Consider the following 25,953-nt stretch of genomic DNA (forward strand, 5'->3'; position numbering starts at 1 on the left):
CTCAGGCAGAAATGCCTGGGGGCTTTGTCTTTTCCGGCTCCGGAAAAGGCCCGCGTGCGACGCCGTTCGCAACGCCTATCCCGTTAATTTTTCTATAAGTTTGCCGTGGGAACTTATCCCCCGGCAGTGGTTCCTATTGCCCATAGCCATTGGCCGCGGCGCCCTGATAAGCTCGCGGTTTCATCGAAATGCCAGCATGGCAATCAGACAAGGAATCAGCATGAAACAACATCGGTTGGCGGCAGCGATCGCACTGGTCGGCCTGGTTCTCGCGGGCTGCGATCAGCAGGCTGCCAATGTGGAGCTCAAGACGTCGGCGCAGAAGGCCTCCTACGGCATCGGCCTGAACATGGGCAAGAGCCTGGCCCAGGAAGGCATGAACGATCTGGACTCCAAGGCCGTCGCCCAGGGCATCGAAGATGCCATCGGCAAGAAGCCGCAGCGCGTCACCGATGAAGAGCTGACCCAGGCGTTCACCGACCTGCAGAAGCGTTCCGAGGAGCGCATGGCCAAGCTGAGCGAGGAAACCCTCAAGGCCGGCAAGAAGTTCCTCGAGGACAACGGCAAGCGCGAAGGCGTGGTCACCACCAAGTCCGGCCTGCAGTACGAAGTGGTGAAGAAGGCCGACGGCCCGCAGCCCAAGGCCACCGACGTGGTCACCGTGCACTACGAGGGCAAGCTGACCGACGGCACCGTGTTCGACAGCTCCATCCAGCGCGGCAGCCCCATCGACCTGCCGGTCAACGGCGTGATCCCGGGCTGGGTCGAAGCCCTGCAGCTGATGCACGTGGGCGAGAAGATCAAGCTGTTCATCCCCAGCGAACTGGCCTACGGCTCGCAGAGCCCGAGCCCGACCATCCCGGCCAACTCGGTGCTGGTGTTCGACCTGGAACTGCTGGGCATCAAGGATGCCAACCAGGCCGGCGGCGAGCAGCCGCAAGCCCCGGCGCAGAACTGAGTACATTCGTACCAAGAGGACGCCCCGCCCGTGCGGGGCGTTCCTGTTTCTGCAGGAAGATGGCGCTGCTCCGCGGCTGACCAGCCGGTCGGAAAGGGCGTAGTCTGGTGCGGGATGTTACCCTTATGCACATATATGTCGCAGCCGTGGTTACGGCCGGTGCTTGACAGCGAAGGGTGATATCGAATAGCCGCAACTGTATGATTTTTATAAGGTTTCCCGAGCTGAACAAAAAATCGCCGATCTGTCTGTAGGCCGCTGGCGACGGGCTTTCCGGCGTGGAGACCGGATACTTTCAACAGAGTTATCCACAGGAAAGGTGGATAACCCAAACGTCCCCCGGCGACAGCGCCGGGACGAGGTGCCCGATGAAGAAACCCGCCGGTTTCGACCGTTATCTGGCCCTGGCCGAACGCTTTCTCGCCCGGGGCCGGGTACCGGCGCTGCTGTTCGCCGTGGCGCGCAAGAGCGCGCGCCTGAAGCTGGTCAAGGCCGACCTGCGCCTGCTGCAGGAACTCGCCCTGGCCACCGTGCGCGGGCAGTATCGCCAGCTCAACCCCAGGGCGCTGCTGGCCGTGGTGGCGGCGCTGCTGTATTTCCTCTCGCCGCTGGACATGATTCCCGACTGGCTGCCCGGCGTGGGCCTGCTGGACGACCTGGCGGTGCTGGCCTGGGTGGTGCGCCACTGGCAGGCCGAGCTGGATGCCTTCAAGCTCTGGCGCGACGCGCAGAGCCGCGAGACGCGCCAGTCCCTGGCGCTGCTGCCGGGGCCGGAGCGGCCGGCGCGCGGCTGAGTTGCCGTCCACGCGAACCGTGCGCGGCGTTGCGATGCCGTGCGCGATGATGCGCCCGATGAGGCCGAGCGGCGTTTCATGGGCGATACTGTGAAGGGTCGGAATGCCGGGCAGGCGCCAGTGGTTGCCGTCATTGCCCGTTGAAATGCCGGCATGCAAGGAGTGTTGTCGATGAATGTGCAAGTGATCACACGAGACGGCGAAGCGGAGTACGCCGTGCTTCCCTGGGCCGACTACCAGGCGCTGCTGGCCGCTGCCGGCGCCCGCGCCGCCCCGCCAGCGGCAGCCGTCGTCACGGCGGCGGCGCCGACCGCCTCCTGGCGCGAGTTGCGCGAGGCGCGTGGCCTGTCCCTGGAGAGCGTGGCCCGCGAGGTGGGGATCAGCCCGTCCTACCTGGGGATGATCGAAAGCGGCGAGCGCGAGGTCAGCGAAGCCATCGAGCACGGCCTGCGTCGCGCACTGGGAGCGAAGTCGGAGTCGGCATCTTGAGCGTGCATATCAGCCGCAAGCACTGGCAGGGCTTGCTGGACGAGCTGGAAGACGCGCGCCGCCAGCGCCACCTGTTGACCTACCGGGCACTGATCGAGCGCCTGCAACTGCCGACCCCGGCGATGACCACCCTGACCGCGGCCCTGGAACACCTGGCGCAGCTCGATGCCCGCGCCGGCCGGCCGCTGCGTAGTTCGCTGGTGATCAGCCAGGGCGCCAGCCGCCTGCCGCGCACCGGGTTCTTCGAGTGCGTGGAGCGCCTGGGGCGCTTCTCCGGCGCTTCTGACGGCCCGGCGGCGGCGGGCTGGCATGCCGCCGAGGTGGTGCGGGTGTTCGAATTCGACTATCCGGAAGAGCCGTGAGCCGCGAGTTCGTCTGGCGCCTGCGCGCCCGCCTGTCCTACGCCGTGGCGCGACGTCTGATGGGCTGGCCCTGGCTGGTCCGCCAGCCGCGCGCCTGGCAGTGGATGCAGGGGCAGTTCTCGCGCATGGCCAACCTCGGCGACGTGGCTGCGCAGAGCTTCTACGGCCACCTGCTGCTGTTCCGCGGCCAGGGTTTCGGCGCCCGTGAGGAGGGCCTGCGCCTGCTCGCCCTGGCGGCTGCCGGTGGGGATGCCAAGGCTGCCTATCAGTTGGGCGTGCAGGCCCTGCAGGGCAGCGCGCAGCGGCAGCCGGACGGCGCCGCCGCGGCGCGTCATTGGGCCCAGGCCGCCGAGGCTGGTCACCCGCTGGCCGCGCGGCGCCTGGCCGAGCTCTATCGCGACGGGGCGCCCGGATTGGCGACCGATGCCGAGCAGGCCGCGCGCTACCAGGCCCTGGCGGCGCAACTGGGGCTTTGAGCGCCGCCTATTCCAGGGTGATGACGTGCCGGCTGTAGCCGGGGATTTCCTTGGCGTGGCGCTTGGCCTCGGAGGCGATGCTCGCCAGTTGCGCCGCGTCCAGGCGTTCGCCGGCGCCGGGCTTGAGGTGCACCACGCCGATCGATAGCGACAGCAGCGGGAACTCCTGGCGCTGGCCGCGGCGGTTGTAGGCGACGAAGCAGCCGGCCTGCAGGTGCTCCTGGTTGTAGAAGCGCCGGCACTGGCCCTGGAAGTCCTCCAGCAACTGGTTGAGGCGGTTGCGCCAGTCCCCGGAGGTGAACACCAGCATGAAGTCGTCGCCGCCGATGTGGCCGACGAAGTCGCAGCCGGGGTCCACCCGGTCGCTCAGGCATTGCGCCAGGCACAGCAGCACTTCGTCGCCGCGGGCGTAGCCGTAGAGGTCGTTGAAGGGCTTGAAGCTGTCGATGTCGACGTAGCACACCGCCGCCTCGCGTTCCTGCTGCAGCAGGCGCCCCAGGCACTGCTGGATGGGCACGTTGCCCGGCAGCAGGGTCAGCGGGTTGGCGTAGCGTGCCTGGCGGATCTTCAGTTCGGTGATCAGCTTGAGCACGTCGATCACCCGGCCCAGGCCGAGGTAGCGGCCGCCCTGGGTGATGATGAAGTCTTCCTCGATGCGCTGCCGCGCGCGGCTGGTGAGCAGGCGGCTGACCTGCTGCAGCGACTGGCTGCGCTCCACCGCGAGAAAGTCCTCGCTCATCAGCCGGCTGATCGGCTTGCGCGCGTACAGCTCGGTGCCGAAGGGCTTGAGCAGGGCATCGGAGAGCGCGTGGCGGTGGACGATGCCCACCGGCTGCTGGTGCTCGTCGAGCACCGCCAGGGCGTTCAGGTTGGCCTGGGCGCGGAACGCTTCCAGCACTTCGGCGATCGGCGTGTCGCGGCCCACCGCCGGCTGTTCCAGCAACAGCGGGCGCAGGTCGGCCTGTTCCTCGCCGTGCAGGGCGTCCGTGCGGTCGAGGTCCGGCAGCAGCCCGCGGACCTCGCGCACCGGCTGTTCCTGCGGGCGGCCGATCAGGTAGCCCTGGACCAGGTCGACGCCCATCTCCGAGAGCACCGCCAGTTCCTCCGGCAATTCGATCCCCTCGGCTATCACCTGGGCGCGGGAGGCGTGGGCCATCTTCAGGATGGAGCCGACGAACTCGCGCTTGACGCCGTCCTGGTGGATGCCGTCGATGAAGTGGCGGTCGATCTTCACGTAGTCCGGGCGCAGCTCCGACCACAGGCGCAGGCTGGAGTAGCCGGCGCCTAGGTCGTCCAGGGCGATGCAGAAGCCCATGGCGCGGTAGTGGTGCAGGGCGGTGTCGAGCAGGCCGAAGTCCTCGATGGGCGCCTGCTCGGTCAGCTCGATGACCACGTCGCCCGGCGCTATGCCGAGGGTCTGCAGCAACTGCAGGGTGCGGCCGGGCTGGTGGTTGGGGTCCAGCAGCGACTCGGGGGCGACGTTGAGGAACAGCTTGCCGCCCAGCCCCAGCTCGTGGAAGCGCTGGCAGGCGCGGCGCCGGCAGAGCACGTCCAGCTCGCTCAGGCGGCCGGCGTGGCGCGCGGTGCTGAACAGGGTGAGGGGGGAGTGCAGCGGGCTGTTGGAGGGGCCGCGGGTGAGGGCCTCGTAGCCTACCAGGCGCCGTTCGGAGAGCGACACTATGGGTTGGAACAGACAATGCAGGTCGCCGTGAGCGATGATCTGGGCCAGCGCGCTCAACTGCTCGGTGACGGTCATGACGGTTCTCTGTGGGTGAAAAGACGAAGGGCCGGTCTCCCGGCCCTTGCGCATTTCACTACTGAGTCATGACTGTTTCGTGACGACTCCGCTCTTTCAGTGCTTGGCCAGCGCCGAGCTGAGCGTCAGGTAGTCCAGCAGGATGTGCCCGGACTCGGTGAGGTAGGCGTCGTCCTGCGGCTTGGTCTTGTCGTCGTCCGGCAGGGCGTTGTCGTCTTCCTGCTTGAGTTCCTTCAGCGGCTCCTGGCCCTTGGATTTGCGCAGTGCGTTCTCCATGGCCAACTGGCGGCCCTCGATGCTGCTCTGCTGGGCGCGGCGCTTGGCCTCGTTCAGGCTGACGGTCTTCTCCTTCATCAGTTCCTGGGCCAGGGCCAGGCGCTGGCGGGCGTAGACGAAGTCGGCATTGTTCGCGGTGCGCGCGTCGTGCTGGGTCTTCAGCTGGTCGAGGAATGGCTTGAAGGGGTCGCTCTGCGCCGACAGCACCGGGCGGATGGTGTCCCAGGGCATGGAGTCGGGCAGGGCGCTCTCGCCGATTTCCTTGTCGTCGACGATGGACGGGTAGGCGATGTCCGGGATCACGCCCTGGTGCTGGGTGCTCTGCCCGGAGACGCGGTAGAACTTGGCCAGGGTCAGCTTCAGCTCGCCGTGGTTGAGCGGCTGGATGGTCTGCACGGTGCCCTTGCCGAAGGTCTGGCCGCCGACGATGAGCGCGCGGTGGTAGTCCTGCATGGCGCCGGCGAAGATTTCCGAGGCCGAAGCGGACAGGCGGTTGACCAGCACGGTCATCGGCCCGGTGTAGAAGGCCTTGCCCTCGTCATCGTTGAGCACGTCGACGCGGCCGTCGCTGTTGCGCACCAGCACGGTCGGGCCCTGGTCGATGAACAGGCCGGTCAGCTCGGTGGCTTCCTGCAGGGAGCCGCCGCCGTTGTTGCGCAGGTCGATGACGATGCCGTCGACCTTGTCCTTCTGCAGCTCGCCGATGAGCTTCTTCACGTCGCGCGTGGTGCTCTTGTAGTTCGGGTCGCCGGCGCGGTAGGCCTTGAAGTCCAGGTAGAAGGCCGGCACGTCGATCACGCCGAGCTTGTAGTTGCGGCCGTCGTGGTCGAGGGTGATTTCCGACTTCTTCGCCGCCTGGTCTTCGAGCTTCACCGCCTCGCGGGTGATGGTGACGATCTTGCTGGTCTGGTCGTTCGGCGCGTTGCTCGCCGGGATGACTTCCAGGCGCACCTGCGAGCCCTTCGGCCCGCGGATCAGCTTGACCACCTCGTCCAGCCGCCAGCCGACCACGTCGACCATCTCGCCCTTGCCCTGGGCGACGCCGATGATCTTGTCCGAGGTGGCGATCTGCTTGCTCTTCTCCGCCGGGCCCGCCGGCACCAGGCGCACGACCTTGACGTAGTCGTTGTCGCTCTGCAGCACCGCGCCGATGCCCTCCAGGGAGAGGCTCATGTTGATGTCGAAGTTTTCCGCGCTGTCCGGCGACAGGTACTGGGTGTGCGGGTCGTAGGTCTGCGCGAAGGCGTTGATGTAGGCCTGGAAGATGTCTTCGCTGCGCGTCTGCTCCAGGCGCATCAGCTGGTTCTTGTAGCGCTTGGTCAGCTGTTCCTGGATGGCCTTGTCGTCCTTGCCGGCGATCTTCAGGCGCAGCACCTCGTCCTTGACCTTCTTGCGCCAGAGGTCGTCGAGCTCGGAGCTGTTCTTGGCCCAGGGCGCGTTCTCGCGGTCGATGGTCAGGCTCTCGTCGACCTTGAAGTCGATCTTGTCGACGCCCTTGCCGAGCATCGCCAGGGCGAAGTCCAGGCGCTCCTTGAGGCGGTCCAGGTGACGCTTGTAGATGGTGAAGCCGGGGTCCAGCTCGCCGCTCTTGAGGAAGTCGTCGAACTGGGTGCGCCAGGGCGCGAACTGGGCGATGTCGCCGGCGGTGAAGTACATCCGCGACGGGTCCAGGGCCTTGATGTAGGCGTCGTAGATCTTCGCCGAACGGTCGTCGTTGAGCGGCGGCTTGCTGTAGTGATGGCGCTTGAGCAGCTCGACGATGTTGAGGCTGGCGATCACCTGGTCACGGTCCGGCTGCAGGCCGTCCCAGGAGTTCTGGCCGGCGGAGGGCGCGGCGAACGCGGACAGGGCGCTGGCGCCGAGGACCAACAGCAGGGCGGTGCGGGGCAGAAATCGCTTCATGCTTAATCGACTGGGTGCGGAGTTATGACGCATATTAGGCCGTATCTGGCGTCGCCGGGTTCCAAGCTTGTCGAGATTGGGCTCTGGCGCGACGAGCGAAGAGAAAGGCCCGACCGACGTGGTGCGGGCCGTGCAAGCACTATGGAGGTAGCGTGAACGCATTGCAAGGTATCGAAGGGCGGGTGGAGTGGGCCGAGCGCGCCGCGCCGACCTGCGGGGCGGGGCAGGTGCGCATCCGCGTGGCCGCGGCCGGGCTCAACCGCGCCGACCTGTTGCAGCGCGCCGGGCTCTACCCGCCGCCGCCGGGGGCCAGCGACGTGCTCGGCCTGGAATGCGCCGGGGTGATCAGCGAAGTGGGCGCCGGCGCCACCTGGCAGGTGGGCGACCGCGTCTGCGCGCTGCTGGCCGGCGGCGGCATGGCCGAGGAAGTGGTGGTCGACGCCCGCCACGTGCTGCCGGTGCCCACCGGCCTGTCGCTGGCCGAGGCGGCGGGATTGCCGGAGGTGTACGCCACGGCCTGGCTCAACCTGTTCCAGCTGGCTGGCCTGCAGCCGGGCGAGAAGGTCCTGCTGCACGCCGGCGCCAGCGGCGTGGGCTCGGCCGCCATCCAGCTGTGCAAGGCCTTCGGCAGCCCCTGCTGGGTCAGCGTCGGTTCCGCCGACCGCCTGGCCTACTGCGAGGCCTTGGGCGCCGAGGGCGGCGTTCTGCGCGGCGAGGGGCTGGAATCGCTGCGCGATTTCGCACCCTTCGACGTGATCCTCGATCCGGTGGGCGCCAACTACGCGGCGCTCAACCTGCAGGTGCTGCGCCAGGACGGCCGCTGGGTGGTCATCGGCCTGATGGGCGGACGCAAGGCCGAGCTGGACCTGGCGCTGCTGCTGGGCAAGCGCATCCAGCTGACCGGCTCGACGCTGCGCAGCCGCGACGCCGACTTCAAGGCACAACTGATCGCCGAGCTGGGCACCCGCGTCTGGCCGCTGTTCGCCAGCGGCCAGCTGCAGCCGCGGCTGGAACGCCAGTTCGCCGCCAAGGATGCTGAGCAGGCCTTCGAGGCCCTGGCCAGCAACCAGGTGCAGGGCAAGGTGGTGCTGCTGATCGACGAAAGCCTGGCCTGACGGGCTGTTCCGCACGGTGTTTGCCCTGAATCTGTAGGCGCAACTGTCTTGCCGGCTGCGCCGAGGCGCTCTTCGTAGGATGGGTTGAGCCTTGGCGAAACCCATGCGGCCATCGGTGATGGGTATCGCTTCGCTCAACACCATCCTACGCGGCGTCGTGTTTGCCGGTGGGTAGCGGGCCCTGCCCGCGATTTCGCGCGCAGGGCGCGCTCCTACAGGGGAATGGCGTTTCCTGGTGGACTCAGCGCCAGGCGAGGATTTCCCAGCCGTGCTTTTCCGCCTCGGCGCGCAGCACCGGGTCGGGGTTGACCGTGTGCGGGTTGCCGACGCGGCGCAGCAGCGGCAGGTCGTTGCGCGAGTCGGAATAGAAGTGCGCGGCGGCCAGCGGGTCTTCGTCGCCGCCCAGCCAGTCGAGCAGGCGGATGATCTTGCCGTCGCGGTAGGTCAGCACGCCCTGGGTGCGGCCGGTGTAGTGGCCGTTCACTACCTCCAGGTCGATGGCCAGCACGTCCTGGATGCCGATGCGCTCGGCGATCGGCTGCACCAGGTGCACGCCGGAGGCGGAGATCACCAGCGGGCTGTCGCCGGCGGCGCGGTGGCGCGCCAGGGTGCGGCAGGCGTCGTTGTAGATCAGCGGTTCGATGACGTCCTCGACGTAGGCCTCCACCTCCCGCTCCACTTCCTCGACGCTGCGCCCGGCCATGGGCTCCAGGCTGAAGGCCATGTAGGCCTCCATCGACAGCTCGCCCAGGGCGTAGCGCGCCATCAGTTCGGTGTCGCGGCGGATGAAGGATTCGCCGTCGACCCAGCCCAGCTCGGCCATGCGCCGGCTCCACAGGCTGGCGCAGTCGCCGTCGATGAGGGTTTCGTCAAGGTCGAAGATCACCAGGGCCATCAGGCCACCTCCCGGATGCTTTCATGATCGATCGCCAGCGCCAGTTGGCTGCCGGCCGGATAGAGACGTTCCGCGCTGCGGTTGAGCACGTCCACCGTGAGTTCGACGCCGTTGGCCCGCACCCGGTAACGGATGACGTTGCCCAGCAGGCTGTGGGACAGCACTTGGGCGGCGATGCCGTCGCCCGCGTCCAGGCTCAGGCGCAGGGATTCCGGGCGGATCGCCACCTGCCCGGTGAAGGGCCGGCCGAGCAGGCGGCCGGCCTGCTCGGCGTCGAGCAGGTTGTAGTTGCCGATGAAGCCGGCGGCGAAGGCGTCGGCCGGCGCGGTGTAGAGGGTTTCCGCGTCGCCGCTCTGGACGATGCGCCCGGCGTTCATCAGCACGATGCGGTCGGACAGCGTCAGCGCCTCCTCCTGGTCGTGGGTGACGAACACCGTGGTCAGCTGCAGCTCTTGCTGGATGCGCCGGATCTGCTCGCGCAGGTGCTTGCGGATGCGCGCGTCCAGCGCCGACAGCGGCTCGTCGAGCAGCAGCAGGCGCGGGCGGGTGACCAGCGAGCGGGCCAGGGCCACGCGCTGGCACTGGCCGCCGGAGAGCTGGTGCGGGTAGCGCGCGGCGTACTGGCCCAGCTCGACCATCTCCAGCACCTCGGCCACCCGGCTGGCGGCCTCCGCGGCCGGCACCTTGTGCATGCGCAGGCCGAAGGCGACGTTCTGCTGCACGGTCATGTTGGGGAACAGCGCGTAGCTCTGGAACACCATGGCGATGCCGCGCTTCTGCGGCGGCAGCGGCACCAGGTCCTGGCCGTCGACCAGGATGCGCCCGCTGTCCACCGCGGTGAGCCCGGCGATGCAGCGCAGCAGGGTGGACTTGCCGCAGCCGCTGGGGCCGAGCAGGGTGACGAACTCGCCGCGCCGGGCGGCGAAGTCGATGTCCTGGAAGACCTGGGTGTCCCCGAAGCTCTTGTCCAGGCGTTCGACGCTGAGGAAGCTCATGTGCGGTCCTTGTTCAGGCGGTTGGCGGCCCAGGTCAGCAGCAGGATGAAGAGGAAGTAGGAGACCACCACCGCGCTGGTGTAGTGGCCGCTGCTGTTGCGCATGTTGTTGAGGAAGACCTGCAGCGTCTCGTAGCGGGTGCCGACCAGCAGGTTGGCGAAGACGAACTCGCCGATGAGGAAGCTGAAGGACAGGAACAGCGCCACCATCAGGCCCTTGCGCAGGTTCGGCAGCACCACCAGCAGGGCCGCCTGCCAGGTGCTGGCGCCCAGCAGCTGGGCGGCGTCCATCAGGTCGTGCAGGTTGATCGCCTGCAGGTTGTTGCCGATGGCCCGGTACATGAACGGCAGGGCGATGGTGAAGTAGCAGCCGATGAGGATCCAGGGCGTGCCGGTCAGCGGCAGGGGGCCTGCGGCATACAGCTGCAGCAGGCCCACCGAGGAGACCACCGGCGGCACCGCGAAGGGCAGCAGGATGAGCACGTTCATCAGCGCGTCCAGGCGCGGGTAGTGGTAGTGCACCACGAACATCAGCGGCAGGATCAGCAGCACGCTCAGCAGCAGCGCGCCGAAGCACACCAGCAGCGACTGGCCGAAGGCGGTGAGGAAGCGCGGGTCGGTCCACAGCGCCAGGTACCACTTCAGTGTCAGGCCGTCGGGCAGCACGCTGGCCGACCACTGGGTGGCCAGGGAGTAGAGCAGGGTGGCGGCCAGCGGCAGCAGCAGGATCAGGAACAGGGCCCAGACCACCAGCCGGTGGTACAGCGGGCTAGCGTTTCTGGACATGGTAGCTCCGCCGCAGCAGCCACTGGTGGGCTAGGGTGATGACGGTCATCAGCCCGACCAGGATCATCGCCAGGGCGCTGGCCATGTTCGGGTCGAGGAAGACGTCGCCGGAGACCAGGCCGGCGATGCGGATCGGCACCACGTTGAAGTTGCCGGTGGTCAGCGAGTAGACGGTGGCGTAGGCGCCCAGGGCGTTGGCCAGGAGGATGACGAAGGTGCCCAGCAGCGCCGGCGTCAGCACCGGGATGCCGATGTGCCGCCAGAACTGCCAGTGGTTGGCGCCCAGCAGCGCCGCCGACTCGCGCCAGTCCTCGCGCAGGGCATCGAAGGCCGGGTAGAGCAGCATCACCCCCAGGGGAATCTGGAAGTAGGTGTAGAGGATGATCAGGCCGGTCTTGGAATAGAGGTTGAAGTCCTCGATCAGCCCGGCCTGCTTGAGCAGCAGGGTGATGGCGCCGTTGAAGCCGAGGATGATGATGAAGGCGAAGGCCAGCGGCACCCCGGCGAAGTTGCTGGTCATGTTGGCGAAGGCCATGACGAAGTCGCGCAGGCGGCTGTCCACCTGGCGCAGCGAATAGCTGCCGAGCACGGCGATGGCCAGGCCGATCAGGCTCGACCACAGGGAAATCTCCAGGCTGTAGCGGATCGCCTGGCGGTAGAAGGGCGAGGCGAATATCTCGGCGAAGTTGCCCAGGCCCCAGGCGTCTTCGCTGCGCAGGCTGTTGATCGCCACCCACAGCAGCGGGGCGATCTGGAAGGCGAAGAAGAACAGCGCGAAGGGCAGCAGGCAGAGCAGGGCCAGGCGCTTTCCGCGGTTCGCGCTCATGGCCGCAGCAGCCCTTGGCAGACCGGCTTGTCGTGGGGCGCGCCGAGGATTTCGCAGAGGCTGCCGCACAGCTCGACCTGGCGCGGGCGCACCTGGTCGTCGAGGCTGAAGGCCTCGCCGAAGACGAACAGCGGCACCTCGCGCTCTTCGGGGAGGATGCCGCCGTGGGTATGGTCGTCGTTCATGCCGTGGTCGGCGGTGACCATCACCTGGTAGCCGGCGGCCAGCCACTGGTGCAGGTATTCCGAGAGCAGCACGTCGGCCTGGCGCGCGGCGTTGCGGTACTGGGCGCTGTTCAGGCCGTGGCGGTGACCGGCGTCGTCGATGTTCATCGGGTGCGCCAGCAGCACGTCGGGCTTGTGACGGCGGCGCAGGTGCTCGGCGTCGGCCAGCAGGTGCGAGTCGGGGTAGTGGTCGGTCCAGTAGAAGTGGCCGAACTGGATCGGCAGCGCCGCGTCCTCGGTGTGGCGGTCGCGGGCCGCGTCGAAGGGCGAGCGGTTGTACAGCTCGCTGACCCAGTGGTAGGCCGCCGCCGCGGTGCTCAGGCCCGCGTCGCGGGCGTAGTGGAACAGACTGCGCTCCCTCGACAGGCGCGACACCTGGTTGTGCAGGATGCCGCTGTCAATCGGCGCGACGCCGGTGAGCAGGCATTCGTAGAGCGGCCGCGACAGCGACGGCAGCTCGCACTGCAGGCGGTAGAGGCGGCCGCGGCCGGCGTTGCAGAGTGCCTGCAGGTGGCCCATGCAGTCATGGGCGACGCCGTAGTTGAGGCCGTCGAGAATGACCAGGATGACGGGACGGGACATCGTAGCTGCCTGTGCTGGGAAACCGGAACGGGCGCCCCCGGCCATGGCCGGGGGCGGTGCCGCGTTACTGCATGTTGATGATCACGCTCTCCTGCCACATGCGCGGCAGGCGCTTGGAGGTCGCTTCCCAGGCCTGGCCGTCCTTGATCGGCTGGGCCTTGGCGTACTGCTCGTTGGGCAGCAGCTTGGCCTTGACCTCGGCCGGCAGTTGCAGGTGCTCGGCGCGGATCGGCCGGGCGTTGCCCTTGGCCAGGTTGATCTGCCCGGCGTCGCTGAAGATGTACTCGCGGGCCAGCTTGGCGGCGTTGGGGTGCTTGGCGTACTTGTTGATGATGGTGGTGTAGCCGGAGATCACCGAGCCGTCGGAGGGGATCAGCACCTCGAAGCGGCTGGGGTCGATCTGGTCGCGGTAGCTCAGGCCGTTGAAGTCCCAGACGATGCCGACTTCCACCTCGCCCTTCTCCAGGGTGTTGATCACCGGGTTGGTCAGCGACAGGCGGCCCTGCTTGGCCAGTTGGGCGAAGAACTCCAGGCCCGGCTTGATGTTCTTCTCGTCGCCGCCGTTGGCGATGGCCGCGGCCAGCACGCCGTTGACCGCCTGGGCCGCGCTGCTGACGTCGCCGATGGTGACCTTGTACTTGCCCTTGAGCAGGTCGGCCCAGCTGCGCGGCACGTCCTTGACCAGCTGCTTGTTGACGATGAAGGCGATGGTCCCGGTGTAGGCCAGGGCCCAGTGGCCGTCCTTGTCCCTGGCCCATTCCGGGACCTGGTCCCAGGTGCTCGGCTTGTAGGGCTGGCTGACGTCCTGTTGCACGGCGATGGGGCCGAAGGCGGCGCCGACGTCGCCGATGTCGGCGCTGGCGTTCTCGCCCTCGGCCTTGAACTTGGCTAGCTCCTGGGCCGAGCTCATGTCGGTGTCCATGTGCTTGAGCCCGTACTTGCTCTCCAGGTCCTTCCAGGTGTCCTTCCAGTTCGCCCAGCTGTCGGGCATGCCCACGCTGTTCACCTGGCCTTCCTTGCGCGCGGCCTGTTCCAGCGCCTGCAGGTCGGCCTCGGCGGCCATGGCGGTCGCGCTGCCCAGGGCAATCGCGGTTCCCAGCAGTGAAGCAAGCAAGCGTTTCATTCGGTGCTCCTTCGGTCATCGGGTTTGGCAGTCGGGCCCGCGCCCCGGCAAGGGCGCGGCGCATCGCTGGTCTAGATCAGCAAGACCCAGGCCAATCTACGAAGCGGGCATGACAATTTCGTGTCCGGGCGGCGGCATGGGGGTCAGCAGGTGGCGCCCGGATACAGCCTAGACCATGCACAAGACCTTGATGCGCCGGGGCTATGCCGGGCCCGGGAGCTGGCATGGGGCCTGCTTGCCATGGCATTGTCACCGGACGGTCACCGGCGATTCCTACAGTGGAAGCTGCCGCCGGTTGCGGTGAAGTGCCCCAGGTTGGGGCTGGTCTAGTCCAAAAGAGGGAAACAGCATGCGCGACGAGGCGCTACCGACGGTGACGGCGATCTGCCGGGCGCTGCTGGAACAGATCGACAGCGGCCTGCTGCCGGCCGGCGGCAAGCTGCCGGCGGAACGGCGCCTGAGCGAGCTGTTCGACACCACGCGCATCACCCTGCGCGAGGCGCTGACGCAGCTGGAAGCCCAGGGCCTGATCTACCGCGAGGAGCGCCGCGGCTGGTTCGTCTCGCCGCCGCGGCTGCTGTACAACCCGCTGGTGCGCAGCCACTTCCACGCGATGGTCGCCGGCCAGCAGCGGGTGCCGGCCACCGAGGTGCTGTCGGCGCGCCAACTGCCGGCCAGCCCGGCGATCTGCGCGCACCTGGAGCTGCCGGCGCTGTCCAGCGTCTACCAGATCCGCCGCGCACGAAGGGTGGACGGGCGCTTGGTGCTGTACGTGGAGCACTACCTGAACCCGGCCTACTTCCCCGGCATCCTCGACAGCGACCTGCGCCAGTCGCTGACCGATCTCTACGCCAGCCGCTACGACATCCGCTACGGCCGCGTGCGCTTCGACATGGTGCCCACCGCCCTGCACGGCGAAGCCGCCAGCGCCCTGCGGGTGGCCGAAGGCAGCCCGGCGCTGCGCATCACCCGCATCAACCGCGACCAGCACGGCCGGGTGATCGACTGCGACCTGGAGTTCTGGCGGCACGATGCCATTCATGTGAGCGTGGAAGTGCCGGATTGAGGGGAGGGCTCTTCGTAGGAGCGAGCTTGCTCGCGAACCTGGCTCTTCATGCGTTTGGCTGACCTTCGCCCCCTCTCCCCAGCCCTCGGCTGCGCGCCCCGCCCTGAAGGGAGAGGGGGCTTGTCCGTGCCCGCAGAGAGTAATGGTTTCAACCTGAGGCTTGATTACCGGCTGACGCCGAAATATCTACTCGCTCCGAACGGTCCCCTCTCCCTTTAGGGAGAGGGAACAGAGGTCACCCCGAACATCGGAGTGCCCGGGAAACGCCGTTCGCGAGCAAGCTCGCTCCTACGAAAAGCCGCAGCCTCAAGGCAACTCGGCACTGCCGTAGAACGCCCCCAGCACCTTGGCCAGGTAGCGCAGGTCGTGGCTGCCGGCCAGTTCGCGGATGCTGTGCATGGCAAAGGTCGGCAGGCCGATGTCGACGGTGCGCACGCCCAGCTGGCTGGCGGTGATCGGGCCGATGGTGGAGCCGCAGCCCATGTCGCTGCGGGTCACGAAGCTCTGCACCGGCACTTCGTTCTCCAGGCACAGGTGGCGGAAGTAGCCGGCGGTCTCGCTGCTGGTGGCGTAGCGCTGGTTGCTGTTGACCTTGATCACCGGGCCGCCGTTGAGCAGCGGGCCGTGGTTGCCGTCGTGCTTGTCGGCGTAGTTGGGGTGCACGCCGTGGGCGTTGTCGGCGGAGACCAGCAGCGAGCGCTGGATCACCCGCACGAAGGCGTCGCCGTCGGGCAGCAGGCGGCGCAGCACCTGTTCCAGGAAGGGGCCGTCGGCGCCGCAGGCCGAGCAGGAGCCGACTTCCTCGTGGTCGGTGCAGACCAGCACCGCGCTCTGCTCGTCGCCGCTGGCCAGCAGGGCCTCCAGGCCAGCGTAGCAGGACAGCAGGTTGTCCAGGCGGGCGCCGGCGATGAACTCGCCGCCCAGGCCCACCACCGCGGCGCGCTGGGTGTCGTAGAAGCTCAGTTCGTAGTCGAGGATGGCGTCGGCGATGATGCCGTGCTCGTTCTGCAGCTGTTCGCCGAGCAGGTCGCGGAAGTCGCGGGTCTCGCCGGCGGCTAGTTGGGCGAGGATCGGCGGCAGTTCGGTCTGGGCGTTGATCGCCCAGCCCATGTTGGCGTCGCGGTTGAGGTGGATGGCCAGGTTGGGGATCACCGCGATGGGCGCGCGGAAGTCGATCAGGCGGCTTTCCACCTTGCCGGCCAGGCGGAAGGTGACGCGCCCGGCCAGGGACAGGTCGCGGTCGAACCAGGGCGCGAACAGGGCGCCGCCGTAGACCTCGACGCCCAGCTGCCAGTAGCCCTTGCGGGCCAGTTCCGGGTTCGGCTTGACGCGCAGGCAGGGGCTGTCGGTGTGCGCGCCGACCAGGCGCAGGCCGTGCTCCAGCGGGGCGTTGCGGCCGAGCTTGAAGGCGATCAGCGAGGAGTCGTTGCGCGTCACGTAGTAGCGCCCACCGGCCTCGGTGCGCCAGGCGTCGCGCTCGTCGAGGCGCTGGTAACCGGCCTCCTCGAGGCGCCGGGCGAGGCTGGCGGTGGCGTGGAAAGGCGTCGGCGAGGCCGCGAGGAAATCGATCAGGCCCTGGTTGAGATCTGCACGCATGGGAAACTCCGGACAACGATGGGCGGAAGTTTATCGCAAATGACGGGGGCGGCGGGGCTGTGGCAATGCCGGCAGGGATTCATCGCGGACTCCGTCCGCGATTCGCGCGCAGGGCGCGCTCCTACAGGGGAATGGTGTGGGTGGGGCGGCGTAGGAGCAACTGTCTTGCCCAGCGCACCGGGGCGCTTTTCGTAGGATGGGTTGAGCCTGCGATACCCATCGGACCATGGCGATGGGTATCGCTTCGCTCAACACCATCCTACGGGGCCTTGTGTGCCGGTGGCGTAGGCGGATCTTATCCGCGAATCGCGCCGGGACGGCCGGCTATCGCGGACAAGGTCTGCTCCTACGGGGGCACCATGCCTCACGGTGAATTGTAGGAGCGGGCCCTGCCCGCGATTTCGCGCGCAGGGCGCGCTCCTACAGGGGAATGGTGCGGGTGGGGCGGCGTAGGAGCGGATCTCATCCGCGAATCGCGCCGGGATGTCCGGTTATCGCGGACAAGGTCCGCTTACGGGCGCCGTGCCACCACGGCGAAGATATGCCAGTGCTTGATGCCTCCGACGGCTGTCTTGCCTTGCCATTCGTGTTCTTCGAAGCGCAGCGTTTCCCAGCCCTCGAAAAGAGCCTGAGTGGCTTCGCGGGTGTGGAAGCTCATGCCGTCGCGCCCCTGCCACTGGTCGCGCTCGCCGAAGAAGTGCCCGGCAAACAGCCCGCCACGTTCCAGGGCGGCTTCGATGCTTTGCCACAGGTGCGGAAAATCGGCAGGCGGGCAGAAGGGCAGGGCGAAGCTGCTGTTGATCAGCTGCGCGTTGGGCAGGGCGGTGTCCTGGAAGCGTTCGCAGCGGGTTCGCAGGCGTTCGGCCTGGCCCGTGGGTAAACCGTCCATCAGGTGCTGCAGGCCGGCGGCGTTGCTGTCGATCGCCAGCACTCGCCAGCCCCGGCGCAGCAGTTCATGGGTGTCGCGCCCGGAGCCGCAACCCAGGTCGAGGGCCAGGCCGGGTGCGTCGTGCCAGTGCTCCAGCACCTGCAGTAGCGAGGGATGGGGCGGGGCGCCGCGGGTTGCCCGGTGGAAGTCTTGCCGGTCCATGGCGGTTCCCGCTCAGAACGGCGCCGGCGACTCGAAGCGCAGGCGCTCGCCGGTCTGCGGGTGGGTCAGGCACAGCAGGCTGGCGTGCAGGCACAGGCGGTCGCGCAGGGTCAGGGCTTCGCCTTCGGCGTAGAGGCGGTCGCCGAGCAGCGGGTGGCCGATGGACAGCATGTGTACGCGTAGCTGGTGCGAGCGGCCGGTGATCGGCGTCAGCTCGACTCTTGCGTACTGGCCGTAGCGTTCCACCACGCGCCAGAAGGTCAGGGCGTGGCGGCCGTGCTCGTGGTCGACGATGTGTCGCGGCTTGTTCTCCGGGTCGTAGCGCAGCGGCAGTTCGATGCGCCCGCTGTCCAGCTCCGGTTCGCCCCAGCACAGGGCGGTGTAGGCCTTTTCGGTCTCGCGGTCGTGGAACTGCCGGGACAGCTCGCGGTGGCTGTCGGGGTCGCGGGCCAGGACCATCAGGCCGGAGGTTTCCCAGTCCAGGCGGTGGACGATGCGTGCCTCCGGGTAGCCGTTTTCCTGCAAGCGGGTGACCAGGCAGTCCTTGTTGTCCTCGGCGCGGCCGGGCACCGAGAGCAGCAGGGTGGGCTTGTTCACCACCAGCAGGGCGGCGTCCTGGTGGACGATCTGGATGTTCGACAGCGGCATGGGGCCTCGACAGCGGCTAGAAATGACTGCGGCGGCCGAAGCCGCCGCAGTTCACTCCGGGAACGATCAACGTTCCGGCAGAGTGATGTTGAGTTCCAGGATCGAGCAGCTGCCCTGGTTGGCCAGTTCCACCTGGACCTGTTCCTGGTCGATCGGAACGTATTTGCGGATCACTTCCAGCAGGTCTTTCTGCAGCTGCGGGAGGTAATCCGGTTGCGAACGGTTGCCGCGCTCGTGGGCGACTATGATCTGGAGTCTTTCCTTCGCGATGGACGCGCTGTTCGGCGCTTTCCGGCTGCGAAAGAAGTCTAAAAGGCTCATTCACGTCCTCCGAACAGTCGTTGCAGGAATCCTTTCTTCTGCACATCGAGGAACCGATGTGGCATCTCTTTGCCCAGCAGGCGGTCGACCGCGTCGCTGTAGGCCTGGCCGGCGTCGCTCTGCTCGTCGAGGATGACCGGCACGCCCTGGTTCGAGGCCTTGAGCACGGCCTGCGACTCGGGGATCACGCCCAGCAGACGGATTGCCAGGATTTCCTCGACGTCTTCCACGCCGAGCATCTCGCCCTTGGTGACGCGCTCGGGGTTGTAGCGGGTCAGCAGCAGGTGTTCCTTGATCGGCTCCTCGCCCTTCTCGGAGCGCGCCGACTTGCTGGCCAGCAGACCGAGCATGCGGTCGGAGTCGCGCACCGAGGAGACTTCCGGGTTGGTCACGACGATCGCCTCGTCGGCGAAGTACATGGCCAGGTGGGCACCCTTCTCGATGCCGGCCGGGGAGTCGCAGATGATGTATTCGAAGTTCTGCTTGAGTTCTTCCATGACCTTGCCGACGCCTTCCTGGGTCAGGGCGTCCTTGTCACGGGTCTGGCTGGCGGCCAGGACGAACAGGTTCTCGAGGCGCTTGTCCTTGATGAGGGCCTGGGTCAGCGTGGCTTCGCCGTTGATGACGTTGACGAAGTCATAAACCACGCGGCGTTCGCAGCCCATGATCAGGTCGAGGTTACGCAGGCCCACGTCGAAGTCGACGATGACGGTCTTGTGGCCGCGCAGGGCCAGGCCGGTGCCGATGGCGGCGCTGGTGGTGGTTTTACCGACGCCACCCTTACCGGATGTGACTACGAGGATCTTGGCCAAGGTGATTCACCCCAAAGAAAAAACGAAGAGTTCTGGTCCCTGAAATTCGCGGCAGTATCCGTTAAAGGCGGGTGATGTTCAACACGTCTCCCGACAGGCTGACGTGTACCGCCTGCCCCCATTGCGGACTGCGCCTAAGGTCTTCTGCCACCTTGTAATTCCCGGCGATCGAGACCAGTTCGGCGCCCAGTTGCTGACAGAAGATTCGCGCGCTGGTGTCGCCCTTGACGCCGGCCAGGGCACGACCGCGCATCGGACCGTATACGTGGATGTTGCCGTCGGCGAGAAGTTCCGCACCGGGGCTCACGGGGGCGAGCACGATGAGGTCGCCGCCGGCGGCGTAGATCTGCACGCCGCCGCGTACCGGGGTGGTCACCAGTTTAGTCGGACGGACGGCCGGGGCGGCGGGTTCGGCGGCCTTTTCAGAGGTCTTTTCAGGGGCTTTTTCAGGCGCCTTGTCCGCCGTCTTGCCGTTGGCCTTGTCGATGGCTTTTTCGACCACCGGTTCGGCCAGCTTCTCGCTGCGCGGGCGGCGCACTATGCCTTCGTTCGCCGGGGCGGCGACGGCGTCCCTGGGCTCCAGCGGGCGGTCGCGGGAGCCGGAGGGCGGCAGCACCGGGATGTCCAGCATGGTCGCCAGGCGCAGGTCTTCCTCGCGGTTGGCGCGGATGGCCAGGGTGCGCAGGCCGTGGCGGCGGCAGATGTCCAGCACGCCCTGCAGGTCGAGCTGGCCCTCGCCGTCGGGGAGCTTGTCCAGGGCCAGCACCAGCGGGGTGTCGCGGAAGAAGTTGGGAGCCTGGGCGACCTTGTCGGCGAGCTGACGGTCCAGGCGCGACAGGTCGTTGTGCGCCAGTTCCAGCACGGTGACGGCGAGCATGCTGCCCTTGAGCTGGAAAACGGGATCTTGGTCGAGGAGGTCGGCTTGGCTCATGGTCGCACTGCATCGCTAAATGGCCTCGACTTATAGCGAACCCTCCCGGCAGCCGCAAGCCTGGCGCGGGGCCAGGTGCGATAGTGGCACCGGGGCGGCGGCGCAAAGGCGGCGCTCGCGGTAGAATGCCGCCTTTGCCCGTCATTTCGGAACCCTCCATGGATCGTCCCAGCTTTCGTCCCGCCTTCCTCCATCCGCGCTACTGGCCGCTGTGGCTGGGCCTGGGCGCGCTGTGGCTGGTGGTGCAGCTGCCCTATCCGGCGCTGCTGGCGCTGGGGCGCGGCCTGGGCGCGCTGATGTACCGCGTGGTCGGCAGCCGCCGGGCGATCGCCGCGCGCAACCTGGAGCTGTGCTTCCCCGAGCTGTCCGCCGCCGAGCGCACCCGGCTGCTCAAGGCCAACTTCGCCTCCACCGGCATCGCCTTCTTCGAGATGGCCATGAGCTGGTGGTGGCCCCGGGCGCGCCTGGCCAGGCTCGCCCATATAGAAGGCCTGGAGCACCTGCGCCAGGCCCAGGCCGAAGGCAAGGGTGTGATCCTCATGGCCATGCACTTCACCACCCTGGAGATAGGCGCGGCGCTGCTGGGCCAGGTGCAGACCATCGACGGCATGTACCGCGAGCACGACAACCCGGTGTTCGACTACGTGCAGCGCCGCGGCCGCGAGCGGCACAACCTGGACGCCAGCGCCATCGAGCGCGAGGACGTGCGCGCCATGCTCAAGGTGCTGCGCGCCGGACGCGCCATCTGGTACGCCCCGGACCAGGACTACGGCGCCAAGCAGAGCCTGTTCGTGCCGCTGTTCGGCATCCAGGCCGCCACCGTCACCGCCACCACCAAGTTCGCCCGCCTGGGCCGCGCGCAGGTCATGCCCTTCACCCAGACGCGCCTGGCCGACGGTTCCGGCTACCGTCTGGTGGTGCACCCGCCGCTGCAGGACTTCCCCGGCGAGAGCGAGGAGGCCGACTGCCTGCGCATCAACCAGTGGGTGGAAGCCGAGATCCGCCAGCAGCCCGAGCAGTACCTCTGGGCCCACCGCCGTTTCAAGAGCCGCCCGGAGGGCGCGCCGAAGCTCTACGACAAGCGCTGAGCGCGGCGGCCGGCTTTACCGCGGCGAGCGGCGCTGCATACTCAAATGCAGGACGCATCCAGGACTCCGGTCGTGACTGAATCTGCCGTTCCCCCATCCCCCCAGGCCGTCACCGGCCTCATCCTCTCCGGCGGCGGCGCCCGCGCCGCCTACCAGGTGGGCGTGCTGGCGGCCATCGCCGAGCTGCTGCCGGAGGGCGCGGCCAATCCCTTCCCGGTCATCGTCGGCACCTCGGCCGGCGCCATCAACGCCGTGGGCCTGGCCTGCGGCGCGTTGTCCTTCCGCGAGGCCATCCACAGCCTGACGCGGGTGTGGAAGGGCTTCCACACCGGCCAGGTGTACCGCGCCGATTTCACCGGGGTGCTCGGCCAGGCCCTGCGCTTCCTCGGCCACAGCCTGCTGGGCCTGGGCCGGCGGCGGCCGGTGGCGCTGCTCGACAGCACGCCGCTGCGCCACCTGCTGGCCCGCGAGATGGACTTTTCCGGCATCAGCGCCGCCCTGCAGCAACGCAAGCTGCGCGCGGTGGCGGTGACCGCCTTCGGCTACGACTCCGGGCAGGCGGTGACCTTCTACCAGGGCCGCGCCACCATCGAGCCCTGGCTGCGCCACCGGCGCATCGGCGTGCCGACGCGTCTGTGCCTGGAGCACCTGCTGGCCAGCTCGGCGATCCCGCTGCTGTTCGCCCCGGTGCGCATCAAGCGCGAGTACTACGGCGACGGCGCGGTGCGCCAGCAGGCGCCGATCAGCCCGGCGCTGCACCTGGGCGCCAACCGCGTGCTGGTGATCGGCGTCAGCGGGAACCCGATGCGCAACGACCCCAACGAAGGCGCCGGCCAGGCCAGCGGGCGGCCGCCGACCCTGGCGCAGATGGGCATCCACCTGCTCAACAGCACCTTCATCGATAGCCTGGAGGGGGATATCGAGGTGTTGCAGCGCGTCAATTACCTGGGCTCGCTGGTGCCCCAGGAGCGCCGTTGCCACGAAGCGGGACTGCGCGAGGTGGAAGTGCTGCTGGTGTCGCCGTCGCGGCCGCTGGACGAGATCGCGGCCAAGCACCGCAAGGAACTGCCCTGGGCGGTCCGCCTGTTCCTGCGCGGCCCGGGCGCGACGCGGGCGAGCGGGGCGGGGGTGCTGAGCTACCTGCTGTTCGAGCGCGGCTATTGCCACGAGCTGATCCGCCTGGGCTACAAGGATGCGATGGACAAGCGCGCGGAGCTGGTGCGCTTTCTTGGGCTGGAGGAGCATTGCCTGTAGGGTGGGGCAGCGTAGGACCTTGTCCGCGATAGCCGGAGGTTCCGGCGCGGTTCGCGGATAAGATCCGCTCCTACGCCGCCCCACCCATGCCGTAACCATGTAGGAGCGCGCCCTGCGCGCGAAATCGCGGGCAGGGCCCGCTCCTACAGGTTGCCGGGGGCGCGGTATTCCTCCCCCGTAGGAGCGGACCTTGTCCGCGATAGCCGGGCGTCCCGGCGCGGTTCGCGGATGAGATCCTACGCTGCCCCACCCGCGCCATTCCAATGTAGTGGTGGCGATGGGTATCGCTTCGCTCAACGCCATCCTACGAAAAGCCATGCCCGCTACAGGCGCGGGAGATCCATCCGCGACCCCGGCGGCTCAGACCGCCAGCACGCCATCCCGGTAATCGCGCAGGGCCTGTTCGATCTCCTCGCGGCTGTTCATCACGAAGGGCCCGTACTGCACGATCGGCTCGTTCAGTGGCTTGCCGGCCAGCAGCAGGACGCGCGCGCCCTGGTCGCTGTGCAGCTGTACCGCGTCGCCTTCGCCCAGGCGCGCCAGGCGGTTGGTGCCGACCTCGCCGCCGCGCTCGGCCTGCACCTGCAGGCTGCCTTCGTAGACGTACAGCAGCGCGCGGTGGCTGGCCGGCAGGTTGAGGCCGATGTCGGTGCCGGCCGGCAGCTTCAGGTCGTAGTAGTGCGGTTCGGTATCCGGGCGCTGCACGGCGCCGTCGAGTTGCACCTGGCCGTCGTCGAAGCGCCCGGCGATCACCGTCACTTTCACGCCGCCGGCGGTGGTGGTGCGCGGTACGTCTTGCGGCTCGATGTCGCGGTAGCCGGCCGGGCCGAGCTTGCTCTTGCCGGGCAGGTTCAGCCACAGCTGGAAGCCGCGCATGGCGCCGTGCTCCTGCTCGGGCATCTCGCTGTGGATGATGCCGTGGGCGGCGGTCATCCACTGCACGCCGCCGGGCTTGAGCAGGCCCTCGTTGCCCAGGTGGTCGCGGTGGCGCATGCGCCCTTCGAGCATGTAGGTCACTGTCTCGAAGCCGCGGTGCGGGTGGTCGGGGAAGCCGCCGATGTAGTCGTCGGGGTTCTGCGTGTCGAACTGGTCGAGCATCAGGAAGGGATCGAAGCGTTCGATGCCCGGGCCGCCGATCACGCGGGTCAGGCGCACGCCGGCGCCGTCGGAGGCGGGGCGGCCGATGTGCAGGTCGATCAGGTTGCGCAACTGGGTCATGGGGGACCTCCTCGTTCAGGCATGGAGGCCATGGTAGTCCCGCCGATTGAATGAATGGTTGCGAGTTTTGCGGGCCGAATATCGAATTTGTCGATATTCGGCCCGCCGTCTCATTCGCCGATCTGCAGCTTGCGCGCCTCGGTATAGAAGTAGCGCAGCTTCTCGTACTCGAAGGGCGTGTTCATCTGCCCGTAGCGGAAGCTGTTGCTGTAGCGCCGGTCGATGATCTCCAGGGTGGGGATTTCCCAGTAGTCGCCGCTGGCGCTGGCCACGCCCAGGTAGTCCACCTGCTGGCCGGCGACGAAGTCGGTGACCAGCCCGCCGGTGTCGCGCAGGTTGGACGGGCCGAGGATCGGCAGCATCAGGTAGGGGCCGGCGGGCACGCCGTAGAAGCCGAGGGTCTGGCCGAAGTCCTCGGGTTGCCGCGGCAGGCCCATGCGGGTGGCCGGGTCCCACAGGCCGAGTACGCCGAAGGTGGTGTTGAACAGCAGCCGCGCGGTGGTGTTCATGGCCCGCTTGCCTTTGAACTGCAGCAGGCTGTTGAGCAGGCTCGGCACCTCGGCGATGTTGCTGAAGAAGTTGCTCACGCCGCTGCGCACGAAGCGCGGGGTGACGTACTCGTAGCCGTGCACCACGGGCAGGAACACCCACTCGTCGAAGCGGTAGTTGAAGTGGTAGACGCGGCGGTTCCACGACTCCCAGGGGTCGTAGACGTTGAGCGCGCTGAGGGTGGCGCGTTCGAACTCGCGCTGGTCCAGGCCGGGGTTGAACTTGAGCGCGTCCAGCGGGTGCTTGAAGCCGTCGGCGTCGGGCGTCAGCTGCACCTGCCTGGCGGCCGAGGGCGGCACGGCGGGCGCCGGGCCGAGGTCGGAGGCGTTGTCGGCGTGGGCCAGCGCGCTGCCCAGCAGCAGGGCCAGCAGCCAGGGGGATCGGCGGGTCATCTAGCGCTTTCCTGTGTCGGCGGCGGCCTGCAGCGTGGCGTCCTGGCCGCGGAAGAAGTCCAGCATGTCCTGGGCGTTGACCCGGTAGTTGAGGTTGCCGCAATGGCCGCCCAGCGGGTACAGCGTCAGCCGGTCGCCGAAGGTGCGGCGCAGGAAGCCGATGTCGCCGGGGCCGAGGATGACGTCGTCGGCGTTGTGCATCACGGCGATCTTCGGCGTGTCGTGCAGGTACTGCTGCAGGGCGTACAGGCTGGCCTGCTGGATCAGCTGCGGCAGGCTGCCGCCGCCATGGCGCTTGCGCCACATGGGGATCAGCTGCTCGACCATGTAGCAGTCGAAGTCGCATTGCAGCGCGCGCTTGAAGAAGGGTTCCAGGCTGGTGCCCTCGTTGATCGGGTAGTGCGGCGGGGTGACCAGCCCGCGCTGGTTGATCAGGTCCGAGGTGAAGGCGATGTCGGCGGACGAGAAGCGGAAGCTCGTGCCGATCAGCATGGCCATCTCTTCGTTGGTCAGGTGCTGCTTGGAGTGCTGGAAGTCGTAGAGGAAGGCATCGTTGAGGTCGATGTAGCCCTTCTGCTGGAAGTAGCGCGTCAGTTTGCCGAGCACCAGCTGGTAGTAGGTCCTGGAGTCGGTGATGCCTTTGACCTGGGTCTGCACCAGGCGGTCGAGGTTGCTCACCGAGGTGTAGAGGTTCACCGGCGGGTTGAGCAGCAGCACGCGCTTGAAGTTGAAGCTGCGGCGGGTTTCGTCGAGGTGGCTGACGAAGGCCGCGTGCAGCGCGCCGAGGCTGTAGCCGGTGAGGTAGTAGCCGGTGACCGGCAGGCTCGGGTGCTGGGCGCGCACCGCCTGCATCACCCGGTACAGGTCGTCGGCGTCGTCGGGGCTGTAGCCGGGGGTGGCGCGCATCGAGGCGCCGGCCATGAAGTCCCAGCTGGTCGGCGAGGAAATCTGCACCACGTGGTAGCCGGCGCCGTAGAACAGGCGCTTGAGGTACTCCGGGGTGCTGCTGAGGTAGCTGGCGCCGGTGCCGGCGATGATGAACACCAGCGGCGCGGGGTGGTCCTGGCGGGCCAGGCGGTAGTGCAGCTTCTTCACCGGCCAGAAGTTGTCCGGCAGTTGGAACTCGCGCTCCGGACGCAGCTTGAGGGCGTAGTCGTGCTGGTCGATGTCGGCATCGTCCGGCAGTTGCGGGCGCAGTTCCGCCGGGGTGGTGGCGATGGTCGCTTCGAAGGGGTTGCCCAGGGGGTAGCCGTAACTGGCCGGGTCGACATCCCTGGCGAGCGCCGGACCTGCGAAGCCCATGACGAGGCTGCCGAGCAGGGCAGCCACGCGCGTAAGCAGAGGCATGCGGTGGATTCCTTTCAGTAGGACGCGAAATGCAGTGAAACCGAGCACTGTGACAAGTGCAAGTTCTACAAGTGCTGTAGGAC

Annotated in this window: 26 protein-coding genes; 9 read left to right on the top strand and 17 right to left on the bottom strand. The window is 67.8% G+C overall.

What is annotated here, in order from left to right:
* The first annotated feature begins 220 nt into the window (after nt 1-220).
* The 5 genes from IG194_RS23045 (at nt 221) to IG194_RS23065 (ending at nt 3,079) form a co-directional block, all read left to right on the top strand.
* Complete coding sequence (locus IG194_RS23045) at nt 221-958, top strand: FKBP-type peptidyl-prolyl cis-trans isomerase (protein WP_009620550.1); 738 nt, start codon at nt 221-223, stop codon at nt 956-958.
* 368 nt (nt 959-1,326) lie between these two features.
* The gene (locus IG194_RS23050; protein WP_009620548.1) at nt 1,327-1,752 is read left to right on the top strand and encodes a YkvA family protein; all 426 of its coding nucleotides are present in this window, start codon (nt 1,327-1,329) and stop codon (nt 1,750-1,752) included.
* A 171-nt stretch (nt 1,753-1,923) separates the two neighbouring features.
* Complete coding sequence (locus IG194_RS23055; protein WP_043271074.1) at nt 1,924-2,241, top strand: helix-turn-helix domain-containing protein; 318 nt, start codon at nt 1,924-1,926, stop codon at nt 2,239-2,241.
* Entirely contained in the window at nt 2,238-2,603 is a 366-nt protein-coding gene (locus tag IG194_RS23060; protein ID WP_009620544.1) for a hypothetical protein, read from the top strand. The genes IG194_RS23055 and IG194_RS23060 overlap by 4 nt, the downstream gene beginning before the upstream one ends.
* On the top strand, nt 2,600-3,079 hold the full coding sequence (locus IG194_RS23065) for a hypothetical protein (protein WP_058488854.1): 480 nt from the start codon (nt 2,600-2,602) through the stop codon (nt 3,077-3,079). The genes IG194_RS23060 and IG194_RS23065 overlap by 4 nt, the downstream gene beginning before the upstream one ends.
* Nucleotides 3,080-3,086: 7 nt before the next feature.
* On the opposite strand, the gene IG194_RS23070 is transcribed toward IG194_RS23065, so the two are convergent.
* Both IG194_RS23070 and IG194_RS23075 read right to left on the bottom strand, forming a co-directional pair.
* The gene (locus IG194_RS23070) at nt 3,087-4,835 is read right to left on the bottom strand and encodes a GGDEF domain-containing protein (protein WP_058488855.1); all 1,749 of its coding nucleotides are present in this window, start codon (nt 4,833-4,835) and stop codon (nt 3,087-3,089) included.
* Nucleotides 4,836-4,931: 96 nt separating this feature from the next.
* Nucleotides 4,932-7,013: a carboxy terminal-processing peptidase gene (locus tag IG194_RS23075; protein WP_058488856.1), complete on the bottom strand. Its 2,082-nt coding sequence runs from the start codon at nt 7,011-7,013 to the stop codon at nt 4,932-4,934.
* Nucleotides 7,014-7,165: 152 nt separating this feature from the next.
* On the opposite strand from IG194_RS23075, the gene IG194_RS23080 reads away from it, so the two are divergent.
* Nucleotides 7,166-8,128, top strand: a complete 963-nt coding sequence (locus IG194_RS23080) for an NAD(P)H-quinone oxidoreductase (RefSeq protein ID WP_058072896.1) — start codon at nt 7,166-7,168, stop codon at nt 8,126-8,128.
* Nucleotides 8,129-8,369: 241 nt separating this feature from the next.
* On the opposite strand, the gene IG194_RS23085 is transcribed toward IG194_RS23080, so the two are convergent.
* The 6 genes from IG194_RS23085 to IG194_RS23110 all read right to left on the bottom strand — a co-directional run bounded on the left by IG194_RS23085 (nt 8,370) and on the right by IG194_RS23110 (nt 13,558).
* On the bottom strand, nt 8,370-9,023 hold the full coding sequence (locus tag IG194_RS23085; RefSeq protein WP_058072895.1) for an HAD family hydrolase: 654 nt from the start codon (nt 9,021-9,023) through the stop codon (nt 8,370-8,372).
* Nucleotides 9,023-10,018 (bottom strand): ABC transporter ATP-binding protein, encoded by a 996-nt coding sequence (locus IG194_RS23090; protein WP_043271062.1) that lies wholly within the window; start codon nt 10,016-10,018, stop codon nt 9,023-9,025. Before IG194_RS23090 ends, IG194_RS23085 begins: the two co-directional genes overlap by 1 nt.
* A complete protein-coding gene (locus IG194_RS23095; protein WP_058072894.1) occupies nt 10,015-10,803 on the bottom strand; it encodes an ABC transporter permease in 789 nt (262 codons plus the stop codon). The genes IG194_RS23090 and IG194_RS23095 overlap by 4 nt, the downstream gene beginning before the upstream one ends.
* A complete protein-coding gene (locus tag IG194_RS23100; protein ID WP_043271058.1) occupies nt 10,787-11,629 on the bottom strand; it encodes an ABC transporter permease in 843 nt (280 codons plus the stop codon). The genes IG194_RS23095 and IG194_RS23100 overlap by 17 nt, the downstream gene beginning before the upstream one ends.
* Nucleotides 11,626-12,435, bottom strand: coding sequence for an alkaline phosphatase family protein (locus IG194_RS23105; RefSeq protein ID WP_058488857.1), 810 nt, complete (start codon nt 12,433-12,435; stop codon nt 11,626-11,628). The genes IG194_RS23100 and IG194_RS23105 overlap by 4 nt, the downstream gene beginning before the upstream one ends.
* 64 nt (nt 12,436-12,499) lie before the next feature.
* Nucleotides 12,500-13,558: an ABC transporter substrate-binding protein gene (locus tag IG194_RS23110; protein ID WP_058488858.1), complete on the bottom strand. Its 1,059-nt coding sequence runs from the start codon at nt 13,556-13,558 to the stop codon at nt 12,500-12,502.
* Nucleotides 13,559-13,907: 349 nt separating this feature from the next.
* On the opposite strand from IG194_RS23110, the gene IG194_RS23115 reads away from it, so the two are divergent.
* Nucleotides 13,908-14,624 (top strand): UTRA domain-containing protein, encoded by a 717-nt coding sequence (locus tag IG194_RS23115; protein ID WP_009620522.1) that lies wholly within the window; start codon nt 13,908-13,910, stop codon nt 14,622-14,624.
* A gap of 306 nt (nt 14,625-14,930) precedes the next feature.
* On the opposite strand, the gene IG194_RS23120 is transcribed toward IG194_RS23115, so the two are convergent.
* The 6 genes from IG194_RS23120 to minC form a co-directional block, all read right to left on the bottom strand.
* Nucleotides 14,931-16,220: a M18 family aminopeptidase gene (locus IG194_RS23120; protein ID WP_058488859.1), complete on the bottom strand. Its 1,290-nt coding sequence runs from the start codon at nt 16,218-16,220 to the stop codon at nt 14,931-14,933.
* A gap of 511 nt (nt 16,221-16,731) precedes the next feature.
* Nucleotides 16,732-17,310 carry a class I SAM-dependent methyltransferase gene (locus tag IG194_RS23125; RefSeq protein WP_058488860.1) on the bottom strand — a complete coding sequence of 193 codons (579 nt, stop codon included), beginning with the start codon at nt 17,308-17,310 and terminating at the stop codon, nt 16,732-16,734.
* A 12-nt stretch (nt 17,311-17,322) separates the two neighbouring features.
* Nucleotides 17,323-17,958, bottom strand: coding sequence for an RluA family pseudouridine synthase (locus IG194_RS23130; protein ID WP_058488861.1), 636 nt, complete (start codon nt 17,956-17,958; stop codon nt 17,323-17,325).
* 66 nt (nt 17,959-18,024) lie between these two features.
* Entirely contained in the window at nt 18,025-18,279 is a 255-nt protein-coding gene (gene minE, locus IG194_RS23135; protein ID WP_009620516.1) for a cell division topological specificity factor MinE, read from the bottom strand.
* Nucleotides 18,276-19,091: a septum site-determining protein MinD gene (gene minD / locus IG194_RS23140; protein ID WP_009620514.1), complete on the bottom strand. Its 816-nt coding sequence runs from the start codon at nt 19,089-19,091 to the stop codon at nt 18,276-18,278. Before minD ends, minE begins: the two co-directional genes overlap by 4 nt.
* A 61-nt stretch (nt 19,092-19,152) precedes the next feature.
* Nucleotides 19,153-20,022: a septum site-determining protein MinC gene (minC, locus tag IG194_RS23145; RefSeq protein WP_058488862.1), complete on the bottom strand. Its 870-nt coding sequence runs from the start codon at nt 20,020-20,022 to the stop codon at nt 19,153-19,155.
* Nucleotides 20,023-20,180: 158 nt separating this feature from the next.
* On the opposite strand from minC, the gene IG194_RS23150 reads away from it, so the two are divergent.
* A complete protein-coding gene (locus IG194_RS23150) occupies nt 20,181-21,110 on the top strand; it encodes a lipid A biosynthesis lauroyl acyltransferase (RefSeq protein WP_058072890.1) in 930 nt (309 codons plus the stop codon).
* A gap of 72 nt (nt 21,111-21,182) precedes the next feature.
* A complete protein-coding gene (locus tag IG194_RS23155; RefSeq protein ID WP_043271042.1) occupies nt 21,183-22,364 on the top strand; it encodes a patatin-like phospholipase family protein in 1,182 nt (393 codons plus the stop codon).
* A gap of 360 nt (nt 22,365-22,724) precedes the next feature.
* On the opposite strand, the gene IG194_RS23160 is transcribed toward IG194_RS23155, so the two are convergent.
* The 3 genes from IG194_RS23160 to IG194_RS23170 all read right to left on the bottom strand — a co-directional run bounded on the left by IG194_RS23160 (nt 22,725) and on the right by IG194_RS23170 (nt 25,870).
* Nucleotides 22,725-23,582 carry a pirin family protein gene (locus tag IG194_RS23160; RefSeq protein WP_058488863.1) on the bottom strand — a complete coding sequence of 286 codons (858 nt, stop codon included), beginning with the start codon at nt 23,580-23,582 and terminating at the stop codon, nt 22,725-22,727.
* Between the two features lie 110 nt (nt 23,583-23,692).
* Entirely contained in the window at nt 23,693-24,523 is an 831-nt protein-coding gene (locus IG194_RS23165) for a VacJ family lipoprotein (RefSeq protein WP_043271038.1), read from the bottom strand.
* The gene (locus tag IG194_RS23170; RefSeq protein WP_058488864.1) at nt 24,524-25,870 is read right to left on the bottom strand and encodes a serine/threonine protein kinase; all 1,347 of its coding nucleotides are present in this window, start codon (nt 25,868-25,870) and stop codon (nt 24,524-24,526) included. It abuts the gene before it with no gap.
* Between the last annotated feature and the right edge of the window lie 83 nt (nt 25,871-25,953).

Source organism: Pseudomonas sp. ADPe (genome assembly GCF_014843515.1).
GTDB lineage: Bacteria > Pseudomonadota > Gammaproteobacteria > Pseudomonadales > Pseudomonadaceae > Pseudomonas > Pseudomonas citronellolis.